Genomic DNA, 19,460 nt, shown 5'->3' with positions numbered 1-19,460 from the left:
AGGAGCAGACATGAGCACGATCGAGCGGGTCGGCGTGGTCGGTGCCGGGCTGATGGGTTCGGGCATCGCGGAGGTCAGCGCACGCGCGGGCCTCGACGTCACGGTCGTCGAGGTGGACGCCGGGGCGCTCGAGGCCGGCGAGCGACGAATCGAACACTCGCTTAATCGCGGGGTCAAAGCGGGCAAACTATCTGCAGAGGACCGAGACGCCGCCGCGGGGCGCATCCGGTATACGACGACGCTCGACGAGCTGGCCGACCGGGACCTCGTGATCGAGGCCGTGGCCGAGGTCGAGTCGCTGAAACTCGAGATCTTCGCGCACCTCGACAAGGTCGTGACCCGGCCGGACGCGATCTTCGCGTCGAACACCTCATCGATCCCGATCATGAAGCTGGCGATGGCCACGGGCCGGCCGACCCAGGTCATCGGTGTGCACTTCTTCAACCCGGCGCCGGTGCTCAAGCTCGTCGAGATCATCCCGTCGCTGCTCTCGTCGGACGAGACGCGGGCACGGGTGGAGGAACTGGCCACCGACCGGCTCGGCAAGACCGTCGTGCGGTCCCAGGACCGAGCCGGGTTCGTGGTGAATGCGCTGCTGATCCCCTACCTCCTCTCGGCGATCCGGATGTTCGAGTCGGGTTTTGCGTCGGCTGACGACATCGACAACGGCATGGTGCTCGGCGCCAACCATCCGATGGGTCCGCTGCGTCTGATCGACCTGATCGGGCTCGACACCACCAAGTCGGTCGCCGAGTCGATGTACGAGGAGTTCAAGGAGCCCCTGTACTCCCCGCCGCCGCTCCTGCTGCGGATGGTGGACGCCGGCCTGCTGGGCAAGAAGTCCGGGCGCGGGTTCTACCAGTACTAGACCTCGGCCACCGCGCCGTGGATCGCCGACGGCTCGACGTCGCCGTCGGCGCGCCAGTGCGAGACCGGCACCAGGCCCGGCTCGACCAGCGGGTGACCGTGGAAGAACGCGGTCACCTGCGCCGAGTCCCGGAGGGTGACCGGGGTGGCCGTGCGGGCGTAGACCGCGAGCCCGTCCTCCGACTCGGGCGGTGGGGCTTCGTCGACGACGACGTGGGACAGCGCGAGGTATCTGCTTCTGGCCAGGTACTCGCCGAGGATCCTCTCGGGGTCGTCGCTGTTGGGAATGAAGTGCAGCACCGAAATGGCGAGGATCGCGATCGGCTCTCCCGGGTCGAGCAGAGTGGCCTGGCTCCACACCGTGTCGGGCTCGCGCAGGTCGGCGTGGACGACGTCGGCGTTCGGGGTGTCGGCCAGCAGGCGTCGGCTGGTCTCCACGGCGATCGGTTCGACGTCGACGTAGACCACCCGGGACCCCGGATCGCGGGCGTGTGCGATCTCGTGGACGTTGCCAGCGGTCGGGATGCCCGACCCCAGGTCGAGGAACTGCCGTACGCCCTGGTCGAGCAGGTAGCCGACAACCCGGCGCAGAAAAGCTCGGTTCTCTCTCGCGTTGTCCCGGGCGTCCGGAGCGACCGAGAGCAGGCCCTCCGCGGCGGTTCTGTCGGCGGCGAAGTTGTGCGAACCGCCGAGGAAATAGTCGTACATCCGGGCCGCGTTCGGCTGCTCGGTACCGCCGAGAGCCCGCGCCGCATCAGGAACCGACATACGCCCCACACTCCCAGAGGATCGCGCGCTTCGCCGGTCTTTCGCTCAGCCTCTGGTTGCTCAGCCTCTGGCCAACGCCGACGCCAGCGACGGGGCCAGCGGCAGCTGCGGAATCAACGTCGCCTGCACCGCGTGGTACGCGTCCGGCTTGCCACTCCACACCGACGCGGACGGCGCGTTGTGCTCGTCCAGTTCGTGCCGCCACGAGCCGTTCTCGCGGTCGATCAGGTACTGCTCGGCGTAGTCCCACCACTGCCGGTACGGCGCCTCGAAACGCGTGTCCCCGGTGGCGATCCACAGCGCGGCGGCCGCGTTCGTGGCCTCGTTCACCACCCAGTGCAACCGGTCGCGGACGACCGGCCGGCCCGACCAGTCGGTCGTGTACACGAACCCGTCCGCGCCGTCGGTGGCCCACCCGTCGGCAACCGCCCGGTCGAACAACGACACCGCGCCCGCGCGCAGGTCGTCGGCAGAAGAAGCGGCAGCCAGGTGCAGCACGAGACGCGACCACTCCAGGCCGTGCCCGATCGTGGCGCCGTACGGCTGGAACTTGTGGCGCGGCTGGTCGCGGTTGTACTCGAGCAGCGGGTTCCATGCCTCGTCGAAGTGCTCGGGAATGCGCCACTCGTTGCCCGAGGCCCACTCCAGCACGTGCCTGGTGATGCGGTCGGCTCGTGCCTGCCACACCAGGTCACCGGTGACGTCGGCCGCCGCGAGGTACGCCTCCACCGTGTGCATGTTCGCGTTGACGCCGCGGTATGGGTCGAGCGTCGACCAGCTCCGGTCCCAGGAGTCGACGACCATGCCGTCGTCCTCCCGCCAGAACCACTGCTCGTTCACGGCCAGCGCGTCGGTGAGCAGCGCCTCGGCACCCGGGCGGCCCGCAGCCGCGGCGGAGGACGCCGCGAGGATCACGAACGAGTGCGGGTACGCGGCCTTGCTGTCGTCCACCGGGCCGTCGGCCGAGATCGACGTGAACCAGCCGTCGTGCTCGCGGTCTCGGAAGTTGTCGGTCAGCGCCCGAATGCCGTGGTCGGTGAGCTCTGCCGCGCCCGGCCGGCCGAGCAGCGTCGCGAGCGCGAACACGTGCGTCATCCGGCAGGTGATCCACAGTTCGAGCGGACGCTCCGCGTCGAGCGCCCCGTCGTCGGTGAGCCATCCGAACCCCAGCGGATGCACCGATCGCGCGGCGAAGTCGAACAATCGGTCCCGCTCGGCGTCCAGCCAGGCCCGGTGTTCAGCGGAATCGATCCCGCTGTCGCTCACGGGCCGCGCCGCCCGAATCTGCTCGGCCACTCCCGGACCCACCCTTCTTCGAGGTCAGCGTTCGTTCCCCATCATGACCGGAGGGCGGCAACGACCGTCAGCCGGGTCGATCGCGTTTCGTCGGACCCGGTCGCTACGTTGCCCGCATGACTGAGCAGACGTCCCAGGCCGCGAAGGCGCGGCACTTCCTCGAACTGCACCGCAGCGAACGTCCGCTGCTGTTCCCGAATCCGTGGGACGTCGGGTCCGCCGTCCTGCTGGCCTCGCTCGGGTTCAAGGCGCTGGCCACGACCAGCAGCGGCCACGCGGCGACACTCGGTCGGCTCGACGGCCAGGTCAGCCGCGAGGAGGCGCTCGCGCACGCGTCCGCGCTGTCCGCCGCCACCGATCTGCCGGTCGCTGCGGACTTCGAGAACGGCTTCGCCGACGCTCCCGAGGCGGTGGCCGAGGCCGTGACCGCGGCGCTCGGCACCGGCCTGGCTGGTCTTTCCATCGAGGACGCCACGGGCCGCGACGCCGATCCGATCTACGACCTCGCGGCGGCCACCGAGCGCATCGCCGCCGCGGCGAGCGCGGCCCACGCCGGGCCGGTGCAGCTGGTGCTCACCGCTCGCGCCGAGAACTACCTGTACGGCCGCACCGATCTCGCCGACACGATCGCCCGGCTGCAGGCCTATCAGGAGGCGGGCGCGGATGTGCTCTACGCGCCCGGCCTGGCCGGCGCCGACGACATCCGCGCGGTCGTGACGTCGGTCGACCGGCCGGTCAACGTGCTCGCCCGCCCGAACGGGCCCACCGTCGCCGAGCTGGCCGAGCTCGGCGTCAGCCGGGTCTCGGTCGGCGGTAGCTTCGCGTTCGCGGCCCTGAGCGCCGCCGTTGACGCCGCGACCGAGTTCCGCGACCGCGGCACCTTCAGCTTCCTCGGCGCCGCCCGCGAAGGCTCAGCCGCCGCCAAGAAAGCCTTCAGCTAGCCCCGCGTACCGCGCCACGTACCACGTGGCGCGCACGGGCACTCGCCGCGCGTTGCGCACAGCGAGCGCGCCGCGCATGAACGACCGCCGCGCGTTCTGCGCACGGCGGCCGCGCCGCGCTGCGGGCGTGGACGCTCGCGCATGCGTCTGAGCTGCGCGGCGATGGTCGGAGACCATCGCCGCGCCGTTCACTGGAGACCACAACGGTCCACGGTGCACGGAGGCTCCCATGCTGCTCAGGAACATCACGCTGATCGCCGCCACCACGGCGTCCGGCCTCGCGGCCGGCCTGTTCTACACCTTCTCCATCGCGGTCATGCCCGGCCTGCGCCAGGCCGACGACCGAACTTTCGTCGACGCCATGCAGCGGATCAACGTGGCGATCCTGAACGGGTGGTTCGCGCTGAGCTTCGGCGGCGCGCTGCTGCTCACCGTGCTCGCCGCCGTCGTCGAGTGGCGGGCCGGCGCCCACTCGACAGCGTTCCGGATCGCGCTGGCCGTCGCGCTCTACGTCGCCACGCTGCTGATCACGTTCGCGATCAACGTGCCGCTGAACAACCAGCTCAACAACGCCGGCGACCTGGCACGCATCACCGACTTCGCCACGGTCCGCTCCGCGTTCGAGACCTCCTGGGTCCGCTGGAACGCAGTCCGAGCAGTCCTGTCCACCGCCAGCTTCATCACCCTCGTCTACGCCCTGATCCGCCGCAGCGATGCCAGTTGAGCGCAACAGACGAATGCTCTTGCTTGAAACCTGGAGCGGGCCGCCCTCACTCAGGGCGGTCGAGGATGCGGAGCCAGGTTCCGTCGGGTTGGCGGCGGGCTACCTGGGCCCGGCCGCCGGTCCCGTCGGCCGGGCGGGTCGCGGTGAGCGCCAGATCGTCGAAGTACAGCGTCGGCACCGTCTCTTCGACCTTCATCTCCGGCATCATCGGCGCGGCCTTCTCGAACAGCGCCCGGATCGCCTCACGGCCGACGGTCGTGGACCCGGCCGGGTATCCGAGTACGGCGTCCGGCTCGTACAGCGCGGCGATCCCGTCCGCGTCGTTCGCGTTGCACCGCTCGACGAACAGCCGAGCCAGGTCCTCGGGGGTAGCAGCAGTAGTCATGGCTCCACCGTGCCCGGCGCCCACCTAGACGTCAAAGAGCGATTACTTCTCGCACCTAGAATCAACAGTTATGGAACTTCGCCAGCTCGCGTACTTCCTCGCCGTCGCCGACACCGGCAGCTTCACCAAGGCCGCCGAGCGGGTCCGGGTGGCCCAGCCCGGCGTCAGCGCGCAGGTGCGCCAGCTCGAGCGGGAACTCGGTCACCCGCTCCTCGACCGCTCCGGCCGGGCGGTCCGCCTCACCGAGGTCGGCACCGCGGTCGTCCCCTACGCGCGGGCGGCGCTCGCGGCCGTCGACGCCGCCCGCCAGGCCGTCGACGAACTCACCGGTCTGCTCCGCGGCCGTGTCGCGATCGGGATGATCACGTCCTGCGGCCCACTGGGTCTGCCGGGTATCCTCGCCGACTTCCACAGCCGCTATCCGGCCGTCGAGATCACGCTGACCGAAGGCGGCTCCGACGAACTGACGCTCGCGGTCCACACCGGCACGCTGGACGCGGCGATCATCGGCCTGCCGAGCGCACCCCCGGCCGGCCTGGCCCTCCAACTCGTGACCGACGAACCGCTGGTCGGCGCCGTCGCGGCCGACCATCCACTGGCCGGGCGCGACAGCGTCAAGCTGGCCGACCTCCGCGAGCAGCCGCTGATCAGCCTCCCGAGCGGCACGGGCATCCGGTCCCGGCTCGAGGACGCGTGCGCCGCCGCGGGGTTCGCGCCGACGATCGCGTTCGAGGCGAGCGATCCGTTCCTGCTCGCGGACCTGGCCGCCCGCGGGCTCGGCCTCGCGATCCTGCCGGCGTCGGTCGTCGAACCGCCGCCGGACGGCGTCCGTCCGATCGCGATCGTCGATCCGGCGCTGCGTGGCCAGCTCGCGCTCGCCTGGCGTGCGTCCGGGCCGACCAACCCCGCCGCGAAGTCGTTCCTCATCCACGCCCGCGAGTCCCTGCCCGGAAGTAGCGATTCGCCTCCGGACGGAACATCAGCACCAACCCCACCAGCACCGCCCCGACGTGCAGCGCCCTGATCGCGATCGTCAACGCGAGCGCCAGGCCGCCTTCGCCGAGCGCGTCCGCCAGGGAGTTTCCCTCGGCCAGCCAGCTGATCGGCTCCATCACCAACGACAGCAGCCCGACGACACCGAGCCCCACCGCCAGCGTGAGACGCGCCCAGTTCCGTCCCCGCCAGAACTGCGCGACGACCAGCAACACCACCGTGTAGATCACCGCACGCATCCCGAGGCCGGCCGCGAGCGACCCACCCGACAGCCCGGGCACCTCACCCAGCCCCCACGCCACCGCCATCCCCAGCGCCTCGACCGCGCCCGCCGCGACAGCGACCACCAACGCCGCGGCCGCGGTCCGCACCACCGCCGGCGGCCGCCGGACCGGAGCGAACAACGGCCCACCCGCCACCCTCGGCACACCAGTAACAAGATCGGACATCGCACACCTCGTTGATCAGCGAAACGGGCGGTCGATCCGCCCCGCACCGAGCGTGCGCCCAATCCCTCTGACCAGCGTCCCGCCGAGGTATCGAATACCTCTACCGCCGAGGTATGGGTCGATCGTAGGCAATCCGATGGTCGACTCGATTTCGGAATCCGGGATAGTAGGACCATGCGCCCGGATGCTCGCAAGGAATGCGATGGCTGAACCCGCCGCATCGCTGTCGAAGCCGGAATCCCTGTCCCGACAGATCTATGCCACCCTCCGCGAGGGCATTATCCGCGGCCAGTACATCCAAGGCTCCCGGCTGGCCGAACAACGCCTGGCCGAGGAGCTCGCGGTCTCCCGCGTTCCCCTGCGCGAGGCCGTGCCCTTATTGGAGCGGGACGGGTTCGTCCGGACGCTGCCCCGACGCGGCACAGTGGTCTCCACCTGGTCCGTCGCGGCCGCCGACGACCTGTTCGACCTGCGGCTCTTTCTCGAAGTGGGGGCCGCCGTGTACGCCGCGCGGAAGGTCGCCGCCGGCGCCGACACCGCGCCGCTGGCCACCGCACTCGAACGGACGCGGGCCGAGGCCACGGACGGTGACCCCTACCGGATCGCCCAGGCCCGGGCCGGATTCCACGACGCGATCGTCGAACTGACTGGAAATGCGTTGATGGAGACGCTGATGCGGCCGGTCTCAGGCCGGATGACCTGGCTTTTCTACCTCACCGCCGAGCCCGACTCCCCCGATCCGGCGCTCGGCAACGGGCAGCTTTTCCACGCGGTCACCTCCGGTAATGAACGAATCGCCGAGGCGGTGGCCTATGCGCGTATCGAGTGCGACCGGCGTGAATCACTCGACGCTCTGCGACGAATCGGAGTCGAATAGCGCTGACGCATTCCGACGCCTCATTTCGCACCACTACTTTCAATTTCGAGATAGACGTCTCATGAAGCGAGATGCGGCTGTCCTGTTTCGAGATAGGCTTTCAAACTCGACAGCACGAATGGCCACCCGGCACCCACACCGGCGATCTGGTCCGCGGGCAGGCCCTCATGGGTCAGCGTCAGCCGTACTCGCTCCCCCACCTGCTCGAGGTCGAACGTCACCCGTGACACCCGCGAGGGATCGTGCTCCTCACCGACGCGCGCCCAACTGTGCGCGAGTCGACGCGGCGGATCGATCTCGAGCACCTCGCCGACCGTCTCGGCGCCGCCGTCGGTGACCCGGCGATGCTCCCAGCGTTCACCGGTCGCCCACGTCGAGACGTTGTGGTGGCCCCAGTAGCGCGCCGTGCGGGCGGGGTCGATCAGCGCGTTCCAGATCCGGCCCGGACTGGCGGTGATCGCGGTGACGTAGATGAGCACCGGGCGAGTGTCCCGTCATCGGCATCAGGACTCCGAAGAGCCTCATAAAGGTCACCTTTACGTTCGAAAAACCCCTCCACCGAAACGGGGATCAGCACGTACAGTCCCGCGCATGGAATCCGTCACCGGCGACGACGTGACCCTCAGCGTCAACCTGCTGCGGAGAGCGTTCGCCGACGTGCCCGACAGTGCCTGGCGGGTTCCCGCGGGGAGCCTGCGCTGGAGCTGCTGGGAGACGCTCGAGCACCTGGTCGACGACCTGTTCACGTACGCGATCCAGGTCGCCGCGTCGAACCCCCCGCACGACGACCTGGTGCCGTTCGACTACCACTCCGCGCGCGTCGGGGGGCCCGCAGAACAGCCTGTTCCTCCAGGCGAACGCCGGTACCTCCGGGCTGTTGCAGGCGCTCGAGGTGTGCGGGGTCTTCCTCGCCAGCTCCGTCCGCGACGCTCCACCCGACCGGCGCGCCCACCACAGCTTCGGGCTCTCCGACCCGGAGGGCTTCGCGGCGATGGGCGTCGTGGAGACGCTCGTCCACGGCGAAGACCTCGCCCAGGGTCTGAAGCGGCCGTGGGAACCACCGAGCGACCTGTGCGCCCGCTCGCTGCACCGGCTCTTCCCCGATGCACCGACGGACGGCGAGGCCCGGCCCACCCTGCTCTGGGCCACCGGCCGCGGTTCGCTGCCCGGCCACGACGACCGGAAAGACGGCTGGCGCTGGGACGCCCGCCCCGCCGGCGAACGCTGAGATCGACCAAGGTCGATGCACCCGTCGTCCCTCGGACGCGGCGAAGCGTCACACCCCGCGCCTACGGTGAACCCATGCGATGGCGGGTCGACCTCGGTCTGGTGGTGCTGTCGGTCGTCGTCGGTCTGTTCTTCCTGATCGACGAGCAGCCGGCGCATCCGCTCGTCGACCTCGGGATCGGCGCGCTGGCCATCGGCGCGGTGCTCGTCGCCCGGCGTCGGTGGGCTCTCCCGATCGCGATCGGGCTCGTGCCGCTGATGGTGGTCTCCACGTTCTCGATGGGGCCGGCCGCGGTCGCGCTCGCGGTGGTGGCACGGCACCGGCGCTGGCCGGCCACGCTGGTCGCCGTCGGCGTGCACCTCACGCTGCTACTCGGAGCGTTCACGCTGGTGGCCGCCGGCCATCCGGAGTACCCGGTGGCTGTCGTCGCGGTGCTCGCGATCGACGCCGCCCTGGTGGCCAGCGGCAAGCTCGTGCGGTCGCAACGGCTACTGCTCGAGTCCTGGCAGGCCCGCGCCCGCGAAGCCGAGGAGGGTCAGCGGCTGCGGGTCGAGGAGGCCCGGCACGCCGAGCGGGAGCGCATCGCCCGCGAGATGCACGACGTGCTCGCCCACCGCATCTCGCTGCTGGCCGTCCACGCCGGGGCCCTCCAGGTCCGCAAGTCGGCCCCCGAGGACGAGCGAAGAGCCGCCGGCGTGATCCGTGAGTCCGCGTACGCGGCGCTGGAAGATCTCCGCGAGGTGATCGGCATGCTCCGCAGCGACGACTCCGACGCCGACCGTCCACAGCCCACGCTGGCCGACGTGCCGTCGCTCGTCGAGCAGTCGCGCGAGGCCGGTACCGCCGTCACGCTGGAACACCCCGAGCTCGCCGCGGCCGCCGACGGCGCCGGGCGTCACGTCTACCGGGTGGTGCAGGAAGGGCTGACGAACGCACGTAAGCACGCGCCCGACACCCCGGTCCGGGTCGTGCTGGCCGAGCGGGACGGGGGCCTCGCCGTGGAGATCACCAACCGCGTGCAGGCCTCGGGCAGCGCGTGGCTCCCCGGTTCCGGCAGCGGTCTGGTCGGTCTGCGGGAACGCATGGAACTCGTCGGCGGCACGCTCGAGCACGGCCGCACCGAGTCCGGCGAGTTCCGGCTGTGCGCGTGGGTGCCGGAGCGCACGCCGTGACCGTCAGAGTGCTGATCGTGGACGACGACGCGCTCGTCCGCGCCGGCCTGGAGATGATGCTGAGCCAGTTCGACGACCTGGCGGTCGTCGGTGCGGTCGGTGACGGCGCCGATGTGCTTCCCGCCGTCAACAGCGTCCATCCCGACGTCGTGCTGATGGACATCCGGATGCCGCTGATCGACGGGCTGACGGCGACCGAGCAGCTCCGTGCGCGGCGGCACCCACCGGAGGTGATCGTGCTGACCACGTTCGACACCGACCGGCACATCCGCCGGGCGATGCGGGCGGGTGCCAGCGGTTTTCTGCTCAAGCACACGCCCCCCGAGCAGATCGCCCGGTCGATCCGGCAGGTGGCCGCCGGTGATCCGATGCTGTCCCCGGCGGTGATCCGCCGGGTGATGGCGTTCGCCGCCGAGCCGGAACAGGATCCGCGGCGCGACGAGGCCCGGCGGTTGCTCATCCGCCTCTCGGACGGCGAACGGGCGGTGGCTACGCTGGTCGGTCGCGGCCGTACGAACAGCGAGATCGGCCGCGAACTGCTGATGAGCACGGCCACCGTGAAGGCCTACATGACCCGGATCCTCACCAAACTCGAACTCACCAACCGCGTCCAGGTGGCTCTGCTCGTCCACGACGCGGAGTGAACCGGGCGTCTGCGCCAGGGTTTCCGGGGGACGTGCCAGGGTAGGTCCGCGGCATGTTCAGCGTGCTCCTCCGCGGCGCGGCGGCTGGTGCCGCCGGCACCACGGCACTCAACGCCGCGACCTACCTCGACATGTCCGTCCGGGGACGCCCCGCCAGCAGCGTCCCCGAGGACAGCGTCGAGCTGATCGCGGACCGCGCCGGCCACCCGGTACCGGGCGACCAGGACACCAGACCGAACCGCCTCACCGGCCTCGGCGCACTGTCCGGGATCGCGGTCGGCGTCGGTATCGGGATAGCGGTGGCACTGACGCGCTCCGCCGGTCTGCGCCTGCCCGCACCGATCGGTGCGGTCCTGGTGGGCGGCGCGGCGATGGCCGCCACCGACACCTCGATGGCGCGGCTGGGCATCAGCGATCCCCGCGACTGGTCGACGTCCGACTGGCTCGCCGATGCACTCCCCCACCTCGCCTACGGCCTCGTCACCTGGACGACGCTCACCGCACTCAACCGTGACTGAACGCTCCGCGCACCGCCTCACGGACCCGCTCCACGATCGCGGCGACCGCACCGGGTGCCTCCGCGGACTGCGGATGACGCGGCGCGGCCGCTTCAGCCAGCCGCAACGCGTGCCCCAGCCGGATCCGCTCGTCGAGGTCCAGCCGCTCCCGCACCACCGGGAACTCCTCGATCTCCTCGTGGTCGGCGTGCGCGATGATCTCGACCGCGAGCCGTGTGAACCGGCTGTCGAACTCCGACGACGCCGGATCCAACCGGTCCAGCTCGGCCAACAGCTCGGTCCCGTGCTTCTCCTGGCCGAGCAGAGAGGTCACATCGAGCACCGAACGCATCCGTGGGTGCAGGACTTCCTGCTCCGCGGTCTCGTGCACCGTGATCAGCCGACGCAGATCAGCGAACGCCGCCGCCTTCGCCGGACCGTGCGCGCTCGCCACTTCACGCAGCCCCGCCCGGATCTGCGCGTGTTGATTGAGCAGGAAGTCGACCGCTTCGAGGTCGAGATCGTGAGCAGCCATGTCATCGGGTTTCCCGGCCGAAAACACCCAAAACGTGTGAATAGCCTCCGTCCGGTCAAGTACCTCTCATGACCGCCGACCTGATGCCGACACTCGTCGCCGATCTGGCGCGGCTGGTGGCCATCCCCTCGGTGGCTTTCCCGGGCTACCCACCGGAACCGGTCACCCGGGCCGCCGAACTCACCGCCGACCTGCTGCTCAGCTCCGGTGTCCCGCACGTCGAACTGCTCCCGATCCCCGGTCAGCCGCCGACCGTCGTCGGCCGGATCCCGGGCAGCCCGACAGTGCTGCTCTACGCCCATTACGACGTCCAACCGCCCGGCGATCCGGCCGCGTGGACCTCACCACCGTTCGAACCCACGCTCCGCGACGGCGCGCTCCACGGCCGCGGCACCGCCGACGACAAGGGCAACCTCGCGATGCACCTCGGCGCGATCCGCGCGTGGGGTGGCCGCCCACCCGTCGGCGTGACGATCGTCGTCGAAGGTCAGGAGGAGTACGGCGCGGGGCTCGCCGCCGCCCTCGACGCCGTCCCACCCGAATACCTCGACGCCGACGTGGCGGTGATCGCCGACACCGGCAACGTCCGCCCCGGCGTTCCGACGCTCGGCCTCTCGCTGCGCGGTATCGCGGAAGTCGACGTCGAGGTGTGCACGATGGACCACCCCGTGCACAGCGGTAGCTTCGGCGGCCTCGCCCCGGACGCGTTGCTCGCGCTGATCCGCGTCCTCGACGGCCTGGTGGACGAGCACGGCGCGCCCGCCGTGCCCGGCCTGCTCACCGAGGACTGGGCCGACCGCACCCCGATCGCAGTCCCCGGCGCACGAGTCCCGCAGCTCAGCGACAGTCCGCAGCGTCTCTACGCGGCACCGGCCCTCACGGTCATCGGCCTGGACGCCGCCCCGGTCGACAACGCGATCAACGTCGTCCCGCCGTACGCCCGGGCCCGGATCAGCATGCGGCTCGCCCCCGGTCAGGATCCGGTACGAGCCCAGGATGCGCTCGTCACCCACCTGGAGCGGCAGAGCACACCGGTCACCGTCACCCGCCGGGCCGTCAGCGGTGGCGTCCGCACCGCCGCGGACGGCCCCGGCGCGACTGCGGCCGCAGCCGCCCTCACCGAAGCCTGGGGTGTCCCGACGATTTTCGCCGCCGACGGCGGCTCCGTGCCCTTCGCCGGCGCGCTGCAGCGCGTCGCGCGACCACCGGAGGTGGTGCTTTTCGGCGTGCAGGACGCCGAGAGCGGACTGCACGGACCGAACGAACGCGTACTCCTCGACGAACTGGCGAAAGGCGTCACCGCCGAGGCTGATCTCTTCCACCGATTGAAAGGAGCCGACGATGGGTGACCAGACACGTGTTCCCGTTCTCGAAGCGCTGGAACGGTTCCGGGAACGCGGCGACACGCCCTTCGGCCCGCCCGGCCACCGGCAGGGACGTGGCGTCGACCCACGGGTGCTCGACGTCCTCGGCCGTGACCTGTTCGCCGCCGACGTCCTCGCGATGGGCGGCCTCGACGACCGACGCATGTCCCAGGGCGTCGTCACGCAGGCGCAGGAGCTGATGGCCGAAGCCGTCCGCGCTGATCAGGCGTTCTTCTCGACGTGCGGCAGCTCGCTGTCGGTGAAGACCGCGATGATCTCCGTCGCCGGTCCGGGCGAGAAGCTGCTGGTCTCCCGCAACGCGCACAAGTCGGTGGTCGCCGGGCTGATCCTCGCCGGGATCGTGCCGGTGTGGGTCCACCCGCACTTCGACCAGGAGCGGGAGCTGGCCCATCCGCCAGAGCCCGCCGACTTCGCCGCCGCGTTCGACGCCCACCCGGATGCCAAGGGCGCGTTGCTGATCACGCCCACGGACTACGGCACCTGCGCCGACATCCAGGGTGTCGCCGAGGTCTGCCACTCCCACGGCGTGCCGCTGCTGGTCGACGAGGCCTGGGGCGCGCACCTGCCGTTCCATCCGCGCCTGCCGGCCTGGGGCATGGACGCCGGCGCGGATCTCGTCGTGACCAGCGTCCACAAGATGGGCGCAGCGGTGGAACAGAGTTCGGTGTTCCACGTGCAGGGTGACCGCGTGTCCGCCGAGGTGCTCAAACAGCGCGAAGACCTGCTCGGGACGACCAGCCCGTCGAGTCTGGTGTACGCGACCCTCGACGGCTGGCGCCGGCACATGGTCGAGCACGGCTACGCGCTGCTGGAAGACACGATCGGCCTGGCCGAGCAGACCCGCGAACGGATCGACGCGCTCCCCGGTCTGAGCGTGATGGGCCGCGAGACCGTCGCGCCCGGCCAGGCGTTCGACATCGACCCGCTCAAGCTCGTGATCGACGTCCACGAGCTCGGCGTCAGCGGCTTCCAGGCCGCCGAGTGGGCGCGCGCTGCCTGCCACGTCGACGTCGCGTCCGACCAGCGGCGCCTCACCGCCGAAATACTCATCGCCGACGACGAGCGCACGGCCACGCGGCTGGTCGACATGCTCACCCGCCTGATCGACGAGCACGACCGCATCGAATCACCGCCGCCCGTCCACGTACCACCGCTCGGGGCGCTGGAACTGGAGACCGTTATGCGCCCCCGCGACGCGTTCTTCGCACGCGCCGAACACGTCAAGATCGAGGACGCCGTTGGCCGCGTCGCCGCCGAGACCGTCAGCCCGTATCCGCCCGGCGTCCCCGTGCTCGTCCCCGGCGAACGCATCACCGCCGAGGTGCTCACGTACCTCTCGAGCGGCCCGCCCGCCGGCATGCTGCTGCCCGACGCGGCCGACTCGTCGTTCGAGACCGTGCGGGTGGTGGCTTAACTCTCCTTCGCAGCCGCCCGCTTGCGGCGCTTCCCCTCGTGCATCGCCTGCACCCGGGCGATCGGGATCGTGTGCCCCTCGGCGATCAGGTCCGCCGGTAGAGCCTGCGGCTCCGGCATCGCCTCCGCCCACGGATCCCGTTCGCCCAATTTTTCCGACGCGTTGCGCAGCGTGAAGTCGCCCGGCGTCACCGTTTCCAGGTCGTCCCACGCGATCGGGAACGACACCGGGGCACCCGGTCGGATCCGCGGGCTGTAGACCGAGACGACGGTCGCGCCGCCGGCCCGGGTGGAGTCGAGGAAGACCTTGTCGCCGCGGTCCTCACGGATGAACGCGGTGGTGGCGACGTCGGGGTCGAGACGCGCGGCCTGGGCGGCCAGCGCCCTGGTCGCGGCCGCGACGTCCTCGGGACCCGCGGAGTCGTCGAGCGGGACGAAGATGTGCAGCCCCTTGGCCCCGCTGGTCTTCACCGCGCCGGTCAGGCCGAGGTTCTCCAGCGCCTGCCGCACCAGCAGCGCGGCCGCCGCCGCGACGGCGAACGGTTTCCCCTCCGGCGGGTCGATGTCCATGATCAGGTGGGTCGGCCGGTCCCACTGGTCGGCCCGCACCAGCGCGGCGTGATACTCGATCGCTCGCTGGTTGGCGAACCACAGCAGCGTCTTGCGGTTGTTGGCCAGCGCGTACGAGATCTCCCGGTGCGACGACTCGGCCCAGTGCTTGACGGTCGGCACGTAGTCCGGCGTGTACTTGGGGACGTTCTTCTGCATGAACGGCTGCTGGCCCGGCCGCACCCGGATCACCGAGAGCGGCCGGTCCCGCAGGTGCGCGATCATCCGCTCGTGCAAGGCGTCGATGTACTCGACCAGGTCGCGCTTGGTCGCGTCGGCGCCGTCGAACAGCGGCTGATCGAGGTTCGTCAGCGAGACCCCGTCAAGCTCCATGTCAGCCATTCAAACGTCGCAGCGCGTCTTCCACGATCTCTTCGGGTGTCTGCGTGCCGTCGATCGGCGCCCCGGCCTCGTCGTCGGCCAGGGGCTCCAGCGTGGCGAACTGCGAGTCGACGAGCGTCGCCGGCATGAAGTGGCCCTTGCGCTCGCTGACCCGCTTCACGATCGTGTCGCGATCGACGTCGACATGAAGGAACCAGACGTCCGGAGCGCCCTGCCGCAACCGGTCCCGATAGCTGCGCTTGAGCGACGAGCAGGGGATCACGCCGCCGTCGGCGGCGTGATCGGCGAGCCAGTCGGCGATCCGGGCGAGCCAGGGCCACCGGTCCTCATCGGTCAGCGGATGACCTGCGGTCATCTTCGCGATGTTCTCCGGCGGGTGCAGGTCGTCACCTTCGGCGAAGTCGACGCCCAGCTTGTCGGCGAGAAGCTTGCCGACCGTGCTCTTGCCACATCCGGTTACGCCCATGACGACGACGAGGGTGCCCATATCGCCTGATCGTAGAGGTGTCAGCCGGAGTACGCCCGGTGCTCCACCAGCACCATCCAGTTACCGGAGTTGTCGCGGGCGACCGCCTCGATGCCGTAGGGACGCTCCTCGGGCTCCTGGATGAACTCGACGCCCTTAGCACTCAGGTCCTCGAATGTCTTGCGGCAGTCGTCGACGTTCATGCCGAGGCCGTGCATACCGCCCTCGTCGAGGGCCCGGTTGATCGCCGCGACCATGTCGGGCGAGTGCGGCGGACCGGGCACGGTGAGGTGCACGGCGAGCTCTGGCTGGCTGGGGTGGCTGACCGTGCACCACCGGTACGAGCCGTCGGCGAGCGTGACGTCGGCGTTCTCGACGAAGCCCAGGACGTCGATGTAGAAGGCTTTGGACGCGTCGACGTCCTTCACGAATACGCTGGTGATAGCGACGTTGGTGATCATGCAGCCAGGCTAGGAGCCCGTCGCCCCGCCGCGCTTCTCCTGACTTGCGGAAGTCTCCGCCAGGCCCCACATGAAGACGAAACAGCCGGGGATGTGGGGTGCGCCGGTCGCGGCCCAGCGGCGCTGGAACTCGCTCGGAGTCTCCCCCACGATCTCGCGGAAGCGGCTCGAGAACGAGCCGAGGCTGGAGAAGCCGACCGCGGTGCAGACCTCGGTGACCGTGAGGTTCGTGGCGCGCAGCAGGTCCTGGGCGCGTTCCACGCGGCGCCGGGAGACGTAGGCCGCGGGCGACATGCCGTAGGTCGCGGTGAACATGCGGTGGAAGTAGTACTTGCTCAGGCCGGCCACCGCCGCGAGCCCCTCGAGGTCCAGGGGCTCGCGGTAGTGCCGGTCGGCGTGGTCGCGCGCGCGGCGGAGGTGCACGAGCAGGTCGCCGGGAGCGCGGGTCACGGTGCGAGCCTACGTCCGAGCCCACCCCGCCGGGGCTCGTCAGATTCCTAGCGCGGCCCAGGTGGGTGCGGTGGGGATCAAGCGCAGGGGCATGCGGGCCTCGGCCGGGGTGCGGTCGCCCTTGCGGTGGTTGCACGGCCCGCAGGCCGCGACCGTGTTCGACCAGCTGTTCGCGCCGCCGCGCGAGCGCGGCAGGACGTGGTCGACAGTGGAGGCCGCGCGTCCGCAGTACGCGCAGCACCGGCGGTCGCGGACCAGCACACCCGGGCGCGACCATCCCGGACCACGGCTGTGCCGCCAGCGCGTCACCACGTAGGTGACCAGCCGCACCACCCGAGGCGCCGGGTAGCTACCCACCAGGCGTCCGGGATGCGCCTCGTGCACCTCCGCGACTCTGCGCACCAGCATTCGTACCGCGTGCCGGAAACTGACCCGGTGCAGCGGGCCGAGGTCAGCGTTCAAGACGAGCACGTCCACCGGGTCTCCTTTCGTCGAATCGAACGGTAGGCAGCCAGGACACGCCCGACAATCCAATTACCGTGACGTTCCATGACCGAAAGCATTCAGGAACGCCTGTATCCGGAGCTACCGTGCTTCGGTTGCGGCCACGGGAACGACAAGGGCCTCAAGCTGCGGAGTTACCCCGCCGACGGATTCGTCACGGCGCAGTTCACGCCGTGGCCGGAGCACGACAACGGGCTCGGGTATCTCAACGGCGGCATCATTTCCACGGTGCTCGACTGCCACAGCGCGGCCGCGGTGATGCTCGAGGCGGAGCGGCAGGGTTGGCCGCCGCTGCCGGGGGTGCCGTTGTCGTACGTCACGGCCGGGCTCGACGTCCGCTACCTGCGGCCGGCGCCGCTCACGGAGACCGTCGAGCTGCGCGCGGTCGTCACGTCGGCCGCCGAGCCGCAGATCACGGCCGACGTCGAGCTTCTCTGGGACGGCAAGGTGCGGGCGAGCGCCACGGCGCTCTGGAAGCGCTGGCGCCCGCGGTGACGTTCGGTTTGCTCCTGACGAGCAAAATGGAGGTACACCTGTGGGGGGTTAATTATGGGAGAGGATCCCGTATTAGCAGTTTGGTATCTCTATGAACCGGACGAAGTGCATTCGTTCGCCCGAGACGGCGACCGGATCACGTTCGGCCGGGACGACGAATGCGACCTGATCATCTTCTCCGCGATCAACGGAGAGTCACTGTCCCGGGTCGCGGGAACGATCTGGCGGATGGAGGGGGAACTGTGGGTCCGCAACCTGTCCGACAAGCACGAACTGTGGATCACCCAGCCGGGCATGCCGCCGCTGCCACCGCTACCACCGCGCGATCCGGCGCGCCACGATCCGGGTGCGGCGCAGTCGATCCCCGGTGAGCTCGCCTACGTCCAGGGGCCGGACGGATGCGTGCTCGTGGTGGCGCAGCAGCGCGCGGAGCCCGCGCTGCCACCGGTGCAGGACGACCGTCCGACGACCACGATGCCGCCGGTGCCCTCGGAGCTCCGGCCGGTCGCAGCGGCGCTCTGCGAACCGCTGATCCGCGGGCGCCGGTTGCCCGCCTCGTACGAGGAGGTGCACCGGCGGTTGCCGGGCCGAAGTCGCAACCAGATCCGGGATCACGTGCGGCGGCTCTGCGAGCTGTACCTGATCGAGCTCCCCGAGCTGCGTGACCGGGTCGCCGCCCGGAAGCAGATCGAGGAGCGGGAGCTCGGGTTGCCCGCCGCGCCGACCACCGTCCACAAAGGCATTCGTGTTTTCGCACGGGTACCGGAGACGGACGAGGAGGTACAACGGCGTCGGGAGCTCACGCTCCCGGACTACTACGAGGTCGCGCACCTGCTGGTACGCCGTCGAACGGTGACGACGGAGGATCTCCACCTGCTCGACTGAGGCCGACGCGGGGCGCGGATCTGTGCCAGGGTGGCGCATGGCCACCGATCTGCGCCCTGCCACCGACATCCTGGCCGACCTCGTCCGCGACGTCCGGGACGACCAGCTCGGCGCCCGGACGCCCTCCGGCGGCATCCCCGTCGGTGATCTGCTCGATCACATCGACTCGCTGGCCGAGGCGTTCACGAACGCGGCCACCAAGACCGGCATCGGCACGTCGGCACCGCCGCCCGCACCGAAGGCCGATCACCTCGGTGACGACTGGCGCGACCGTATCCCGACCCGCCTCGCCGCCCTGAGCGACGCCTGGGCCGCGCCCGAGGCCTGGAGCGGCGCCACCCGCGCCGGTGGGCTCGACCTGCCGGGAGAGGAGGCGGGCGCCGTCGCGCTCAACGAGGTGCTCGTGCACGGCTGGGACCTCGCGGTGGCGATCGGCCGCCGCTACCCCGGTGACGATCCCGCCCTGACCGATGCCGTGCAGAGCGCCCACCGCTGGGTCAGCGCTATCACGTCCACCAGCCCCGACGGCATCCCCGGTCTCTTCGGCCCCCGCGTCCGGATCTCCCCCGACGCGCCCGCGTTCGACCAACTCCTCGCCGCCACGGGCCGCCTTCCCCGCTAGGCGAACATCTCGGCCGCCAGGCGGGACACCTCGTCGGCGGGCACGTCGCGGACGTGCTGGTCGAACGCCCAGCGATGGCCGAACGGGTCGAGCACCTGCCCGGTCCGGTCGCCCCAGAACGCGTCCCAGAGCGGCTCGTACACGGTTGCTCCCGCGTCGACAGCGCGGGTGAACGCCCGGTCGGCGTCCGGCACGACCACGTGGAACGCCGCCGACGTCCCGCCGTCGTGAATCGGCGCGCGCATCGACCGCGCCGGCATCTCGCCCGCGACGGCCAGCGTCGTGCCGTCCAGGTCCAGCTCGACGGTGAGCAGCGTCCCGTCGGGCAACGTCAGCCGACTCACCTCCGTCGCCCCCAGAGCGTCGACGTACCAGCGAGCGGCGTAATCGGCATCCGTAACCACCAAGTGCAGCGCTAACGAAGTCATAGCCAAACCATACACCGTGTTCAG

26 protein-coding genes are annotated in these 19,460 nt (G+C 70.5%); 14 read left to right on the top strand and 12 right to left on the bottom strand.

Going from position 1 to position 19,460, the window contains the following annotated elements:
* The first annotated feature begins 10 nt into the window (after positions 1-10).
* Positions 11-868, top strand: a complete 858-nt coding sequence (locus ACGFY5_RS26825; RefSeq protein WP_392724010.1) for a 3-hydroxybutyryl-CoA dehydrogenase — start codon at positions 11-13, stop codon at positions 866-868.
* Here the strand turns inward: ACGFY5_RS26825 and ACGFY5_RS26820 are convergent.
* Together ACGFY5_RS26820 and ACGFY5_RS26815 are read right to left on the bottom strand one after the other, a co-directional pair.
* Entirely contained in the window at positions 865-1,635 is a 771-nt protein-coding gene (locus ACGFY5_RS26820) for an SAM-dependent methyltransferase (RefSeq protein ID WP_392724009.1), read from the bottom strand. The genes ACGFY5_RS26825 and ACGFY5_RS26820 overlap by 4 nt on opposite strands.
* A gap of 60 nt (positions 1,636-1,695) precedes the next feature.
* Positions 1,696-2,931 carry an AGE family epimerase/isomerase gene (locus tag ACGFY5_RS26815; RefSeq protein WP_392724007.1) on the bottom strand — a complete coding sequence of 412 codons (1,236 nt, stop codon included), beginning with the start codon at positions 2,929-2,931 and terminating at the stop codon, positions 1,696-1,698.
* Positions 2,932-3,047: 116 nt separating this feature from the next.
* Between ACGFY5_RS26815 and ACGFY5_RS26810 the strand changes: the two genes are divergently transcribed.
* Positions 3,048-3,872, top strand: coding sequence for an isocitrate lyase/phosphoenolpyruvate mutase family protein (locus ACGFY5_RS26810; RefSeq protein WP_392724005.1), 825 nt, complete (start codon positions 3,048-3,050; stop codon positions 3,870-3,872).
* 229 nt (positions 3,873-4,101) lie between these two features.
* Positions 4,102-4,596: a DUF1772 domain-containing protein gene (locus ACGFY5_RS26805; RefSeq protein WP_392724004.1), complete on the top strand. Its 495-nt coding sequence runs from the start codon at positions 4,102-4,104 to the stop codon at positions 4,594-4,596.
* 46 nt (positions 4,597-4,642) lie between these two features.
* Here the strand turns inward: ACGFY5_RS26805 and ACGFY5_RS26800 are convergent, their stop codons facing one another.
* Complete coding sequence (locus ACGFY5_RS26800) at positions 4,643-4,981, bottom strand: YybH family protein (RefSeq protein ID WP_392724002.1); 339 nt, start codon at positions 4,979-4,981, stop codon at positions 4,643-4,645.
* Positions 4,982-5,051: 70 nt separating this feature from the next.
* Between ACGFY5_RS26800 and ACGFY5_RS26795 the strand changes: the two genes are divergently transcribed.
* Positions 5,052-6,005, top strand: coding sequence for a LysR family transcriptional regulator (locus tag ACGFY5_RS26795; protein WP_392724000.1), 954 nt, complete (start codon positions 5,052-5,054; stop codon positions 6,003-6,005).
* Here ACGFY5_RS26795 and ACGFY5_RS26790 read toward each other — a convergent pair.
* Entirely contained in the window at positions 5,905-6,423 is a 519-nt protein-coding gene (locus ACGFY5_RS26790) for a hypothetical protein (protein ID WP_392723999.1), read from the bottom strand. The genes ACGFY5_RS26795 and ACGFY5_RS26790 overlap by 101 nt on opposite strands.
* 202 nt (positions 6,424-6,625) lie before the next feature.
* Here ACGFY5_RS26790 and ACGFY5_RS26785 point away from each other — a divergent pair, with 202 nt between their 5' ends.
* Positions 6,626-7,300: a GntR family transcriptional regulator gene (locus ACGFY5_RS26785; RefSeq protein WP_392723997.1), complete on the top strand. Its 675-nt coding sequence runs from the start codon at positions 6,626-6,628 to the stop codon at positions 7,298-7,300.
* 59 nt (positions 7,301-7,359) lie between these two features.
* Here the strand turns inward: ACGFY5_RS26785 and ACGFY5_RS26780 are convergent, their stop codons facing one another.
* Positions 7,360-7,779 carry an SRPBCC family protein gene (locus ACGFY5_RS26780; protein WP_392723995.1) on the bottom strand — a complete coding sequence of 140 codons (420 nt, stop codon included), beginning with the start codon at positions 7,777-7,779 and terminating at the stop codon, positions 7,360-7,362.
* Positions 7,780-8,177: 398 nt separating this feature from the next.
* On the opposite strand from ACGFY5_RS26780, the gene ACGFY5_RS26775 reads away from it, so the two are divergent.
* The 4 genes from ACGFY5_RS26775 (at position 8,178) to ACGFY5_RS26760 (ending at position 10,862) form a co-directional block, all read left to right on the top strand.
* Positions 8,178-8,528, top strand: a complete 351-nt coding sequence (locus ACGFY5_RS26775) for a hypothetical protein (protein WP_392723994.1) — start codon at positions 8,178-8,180, stop codon at positions 8,526-8,528.
* A 74-nt stretch (positions 8,529-8,602) separates the two neighbouring features.
* Complete coding sequence (locus ACGFY5_RS26770) at positions 8,603-9,700, top strand: sensor histidine kinase (RefSeq protein WP_392723992.1); 1,098 nt, start codon at positions 8,603-8,605, stop codon at positions 9,698-9,700.
* The gene (locus tag ACGFY5_RS26765) at positions 9,697-10,344 is read left to right on the top strand and encodes a response regulator (protein WP_392723990.1); all 648 of its coding nucleotides are present in this window, start codon (positions 9,697-9,699) and stop codon (positions 10,342-10,344) included. Before ACGFY5_RS26770 ends, ACGFY5_RS26765 begins: the two co-directional genes overlap by 4 nt.
* Before the next feature lie 53 nt (positions 10,345-10,397).
* Positions 10,398-10,862, top strand: coding sequence for a hypothetical protein (locus tag ACGFY5_RS26760; RefSeq protein ID WP_392723989.1), 465 nt, complete (start codon positions 10,398-10,400; stop codon positions 10,860-10,862).
* Here ACGFY5_RS26760 and ACGFY5_RS26755 read toward each other — a convergent pair.
* A complete protein-coding gene (locus ACGFY5_RS26755; protein WP_392723988.1) occupies positions 10,849-11,376 on the bottom strand; it encodes a hemerythrin domain-containing protein in 528 nt (175 codons plus the stop codon). The two genes, ACGFY5_RS26760 and ACGFY5_RS26755, sit on opposite strands and share 14 nt — an antisense overlap.
* 68 nt (positions 11,377-11,444) lie before the next feature.
* Between ACGFY5_RS26755 and ACGFY5_RS26750 the strand changes: the two genes are divergently transcribed.
* Positions 11,445-12,725 carry a M20/M25/M40 family metallo-hydrolase gene (locus ACGFY5_RS26750; protein ID WP_392723986.1) on the top strand — a complete coding sequence of 427 codons (1,281 nt, stop codon included), beginning with the start codon at positions 11,445-11,447 and terminating at the stop codon, positions 12,723-12,725.
* Positions 12,718-14,175, top strand: a complete 1,458-nt coding sequence (locus tag ACGFY5_RS26745) for an aminotransferase class I/II-fold pyridoxal phosphate-dependent enzyme (protein WP_392723985.1) — start codon at positions 12,718-12,720, stop codon at positions 14,173-14,175. Before ACGFY5_RS26750 ends, ACGFY5_RS26745 begins: the two co-directional genes overlap by 8 nt.
* Here the strand turns inward: ACGFY5_RS26745 and ACGFY5_RS26740 are convergent.
* From ACGFY5_RS26740 to ACGFY5_RS26720, 5 genes are read right to left on the bottom strand one after another with little or no spacing between them, the layout of a single operon-like run.
* Complete coding sequence (locus ACGFY5_RS26740) at positions 14,172-15,125, bottom strand: DNA polymerase domain-containing protein (RefSeq protein WP_392723983.1); 954 nt, start codon at positions 15,123-15,125, stop codon at positions 14,172-14,174. The two genes, ACGFY5_RS26745 and ACGFY5_RS26740, sit on opposite strands and share 4 nt — an antisense overlap.
* Positions 15,118-15,612: a gluconokinase gene (locus ACGFY5_RS26735; RefSeq protein WP_392723981.1), complete on the bottom strand. Its 495-nt coding sequence runs from the start codon at positions 15,610-15,612 to the stop codon at positions 15,118-15,120. Before ACGFY5_RS26735 ends, ACGFY5_RS26740 begins: the two co-directional genes overlap by 8 nt.
* Before the next feature lie 20 nt (positions 15,613-15,632).
* On the bottom strand, positions 15,633-16,052 hold the full coding sequence (locus ACGFY5_RS26730) for a VOC family protein (RefSeq protein ID WP_392723979.1): 420 nt from the start codon (positions 16,050-16,052) through the stop codon (positions 15,633-15,635).
* 9 nt (positions 16,053-16,061) lie between these two features.
* Complete coding sequence (locus ACGFY5_RS26725) at positions 16,062-16,502, bottom strand: helix-turn-helix transcriptional regulator (protein ID WP_392723977.1); 441 nt, start codon at positions 16,500-16,502, stop codon at positions 16,062-16,064.
* Between the two features lie 39 nt (positions 16,503-16,541).
* Positions 16,542-16,979 carry an HNH endonuclease gene (locus ACGFY5_RS26720; RefSeq protein ID WP_392723975.1) on the bottom strand — a complete coding sequence of 146 codons (438 nt, stop codon included), beginning with the start codon at positions 16,977-16,979 and terminating at the stop codon, positions 16,542-16,544.
* A gap of 72 nt (positions 16,980-17,051) precedes the next feature.
* Between ACGFY5_RS26720 and ACGFY5_RS26715 the strand changes: the two genes are divergently transcribed.
* The 3 genes from ACGFY5_RS26715 to ACGFY5_RS26705 all read left to right on the top strand — a co-directional run bounded on the left by ACGFY5_RS26715 (position 17,052) and on the right by ACGFY5_RS26705 (position 19,008).
* Entirely contained in the window at positions 17,052-17,501 is a 450-nt protein-coding gene (locus tag ACGFY5_RS26715; protein WP_392723974.1) for a PaaI family thioesterase, read from the top strand.
* A gap of 105 nt (positions 17,502-17,606) precedes the next feature.
* Positions 17,607-18,386: an FHA domain-containing protein gene (locus ACGFY5_RS26710; protein ID WP_392723972.1), complete on the top strand. Its 780-nt coding sequence runs from the start codon at positions 17,607-17,609 to the stop codon at positions 18,384-18,386.
* 37 nt (positions 18,387-18,423) lie between these two features.
* On the top strand, positions 18,424-19,008 hold the full coding sequence (locus tag ACGFY5_RS26705) for a TIGR03086 family metal-binding protein (protein ID WP_392723970.1): 585 nt from the start codon (positions 18,424-18,426) through the stop codon (positions 19,006-19,008).
* On the opposite strand, the gene ACGFY5_RS26700 is transcribed toward ACGFY5_RS26705, so the two are convergent.
* Positions 19,005-19,436, bottom strand: a complete 432-nt coding sequence (locus ACGFY5_RS26700; RefSeq protein ID WP_392723969.1) for a VOC family protein — start codon at positions 19,434-19,436, stop codon at positions 19,005-19,007. The two genes, ACGFY5_RS26705 and ACGFY5_RS26700, sit on opposite strands and share 4 nt — an antisense overlap.
* Between the last annotated feature and the right edge of the window lie 24 nt (positions 19,437-19,460).

It is taken from the genome of Cryptosporangium sp. NPDC048952 (assembly GCF_043197895.1).
Taxonomy (GTDB): Bacteria; Actinomycetota; Actinomycetes; order Mycobacteriales; family Cryptosporangiaceae; genus Cryptosporangium.
The sequence above is the reverse complement of the archived record's forward strand: the minus strand, read 5'-3'. Positions and strand labels throughout refer to the sequence as shown.

Excerpts from the sequence above, each read along its gene's own strand:
- ACGFY5_RS26825 (WP_392724010.1), top strand. The coding sequence starts at position 11 with ATGAGCACGATCGAGCGGGTCGGCGTGGTCGGTGCCGGGCTGATGGGT.
- ACGFY5_RS26820 (WP_392724009.1), bottom strand. The coding sequence starts at position 1,635 with ATGTCGGTTCCTGATGCGGCGCGGGCTCTCGGCGGTACCGAGCAGCCG.
- ACGFY5_RS26810 (WP_392724005.1), top strand. The coding sequence starts at position 3,048 with ATGACTGAGCAGACGTCCCAGGCCGCGAAGGCGCGGCACTTCCTCGAA.
- ACGFY5_RS26805 (WP_392724004.1), top strand. The coding sequence starts at position 4,102 with ATGCTGCTCAGGAACATCACGCTGATCGCCGCCACCACGGCGTCCGGC.
- ACGFY5_RS26800 (WP_392724002.1), bottom strand. The coding sequence starts at position 4,981 with ATGACTACTGCTGCTACCCCCGAGGACCTGGCTCGGCTGTTCGTCGAG.
- ACGFY5_RS26795 (WP_392724000.1), top strand. The coding sequence starts at position 5,052 with ATGGAACTTCGCCAGCTCGCGTACTTCCTCGCCGTCGCCGACACCGGC.
- ACGFY5_RS26790 (WP_392723999.1), bottom strand. The coding sequence starts at position 6,423 with ATGTCCGATCTTGTTACTGGTGTGCCGAGGGTGGCGGGTGGGCCGTTG.
- ACGFY5_RS26785 (WP_392723997.1), top strand. The coding sequence starts at position 6,626 with ATGGCTGAACCCGCCGCATCGCTGTCGAAGCCGGAATCCCTGTCCCGA.
- ACGFY5_RS26770 (WP_392723992.1), top strand. The coding sequence starts at position 8,603 with ATGCGATGGCGGGTCGACCTCGGTCTGGTGGTGCTGTCGGTCGTCGTC.
- ACGFY5_RS26760 (WP_392723989.1), top strand. The coding sequence starts at position 10,398 with ATGTTCAGCGTGCTCCTCCGCGGCGCGGCGGCTGGTGCCGCCGGCACC.
- ACGFY5_RS26755 (WP_392723988.1), bottom strand. The coding sequence starts at position 11,376 with ATGGCTGCTCACGATCTCGACCTCGAAGCGGTCGACTTCCTGCTCAAT.
- ACGFY5_RS26750 (WP_392723986.1), top strand. The coding sequence starts at position 11,445 with ATGACCGCCGACCTGATGCCGACACTCGTCGCCGATCTGGCGCGGCTG.
- ACGFY5_RS26745 (WP_392723985.1), top strand. The coding sequence starts at position 12,718 with ATGGGTGACCAGACACGTGTTCCCGTTCTCGAAGCGCTGGAACGGTTC.
- ACGFY5_RS26740 (WP_392723983.1), bottom strand. The coding sequence starts at position 15,125 with ATGGCTGACATGGAGCTTGACGGGGTCTCGCTGACGAACCTCGATCAG.
- ACGFY5_RS26735 (WP_392723981.1), bottom strand. The coding sequence starts at position 15,612 with ATGGGCACCCTCGTCGTCGTCATGGGCGTAACCGGATGTGGCAAGAGC.
- ACGFY5_RS26730 (WP_392723979.1), bottom strand. The coding sequence starts at position 16,052 with ATGATCACCAACGTCGCTATCACCAGCGTATTCGTGAAGGACGTCGAC.
- ACGFY5_RS26715 (WP_392723974.1), top strand. The coding sequence starts at position 17,052 with ATGACCGAAAGCATTCAGGAACGCCTGTATCCGGAGCTACCGTGCTTC.
- ACGFY5_RS26705 (WP_392723970.1), top strand. The coding sequence starts at position 18,424 with ATGGCCACCGATCTGCGCCCTGCCACCGACATCCTGGCCGACCTCGTC.
- ACGFY5_RS26700 (WP_392723969.1), bottom strand. The coding sequence starts at position 19,436 with ATGACTTCGTTAGCGCTGCACTTGGTGGTTACGGATGCCGATTACGCC.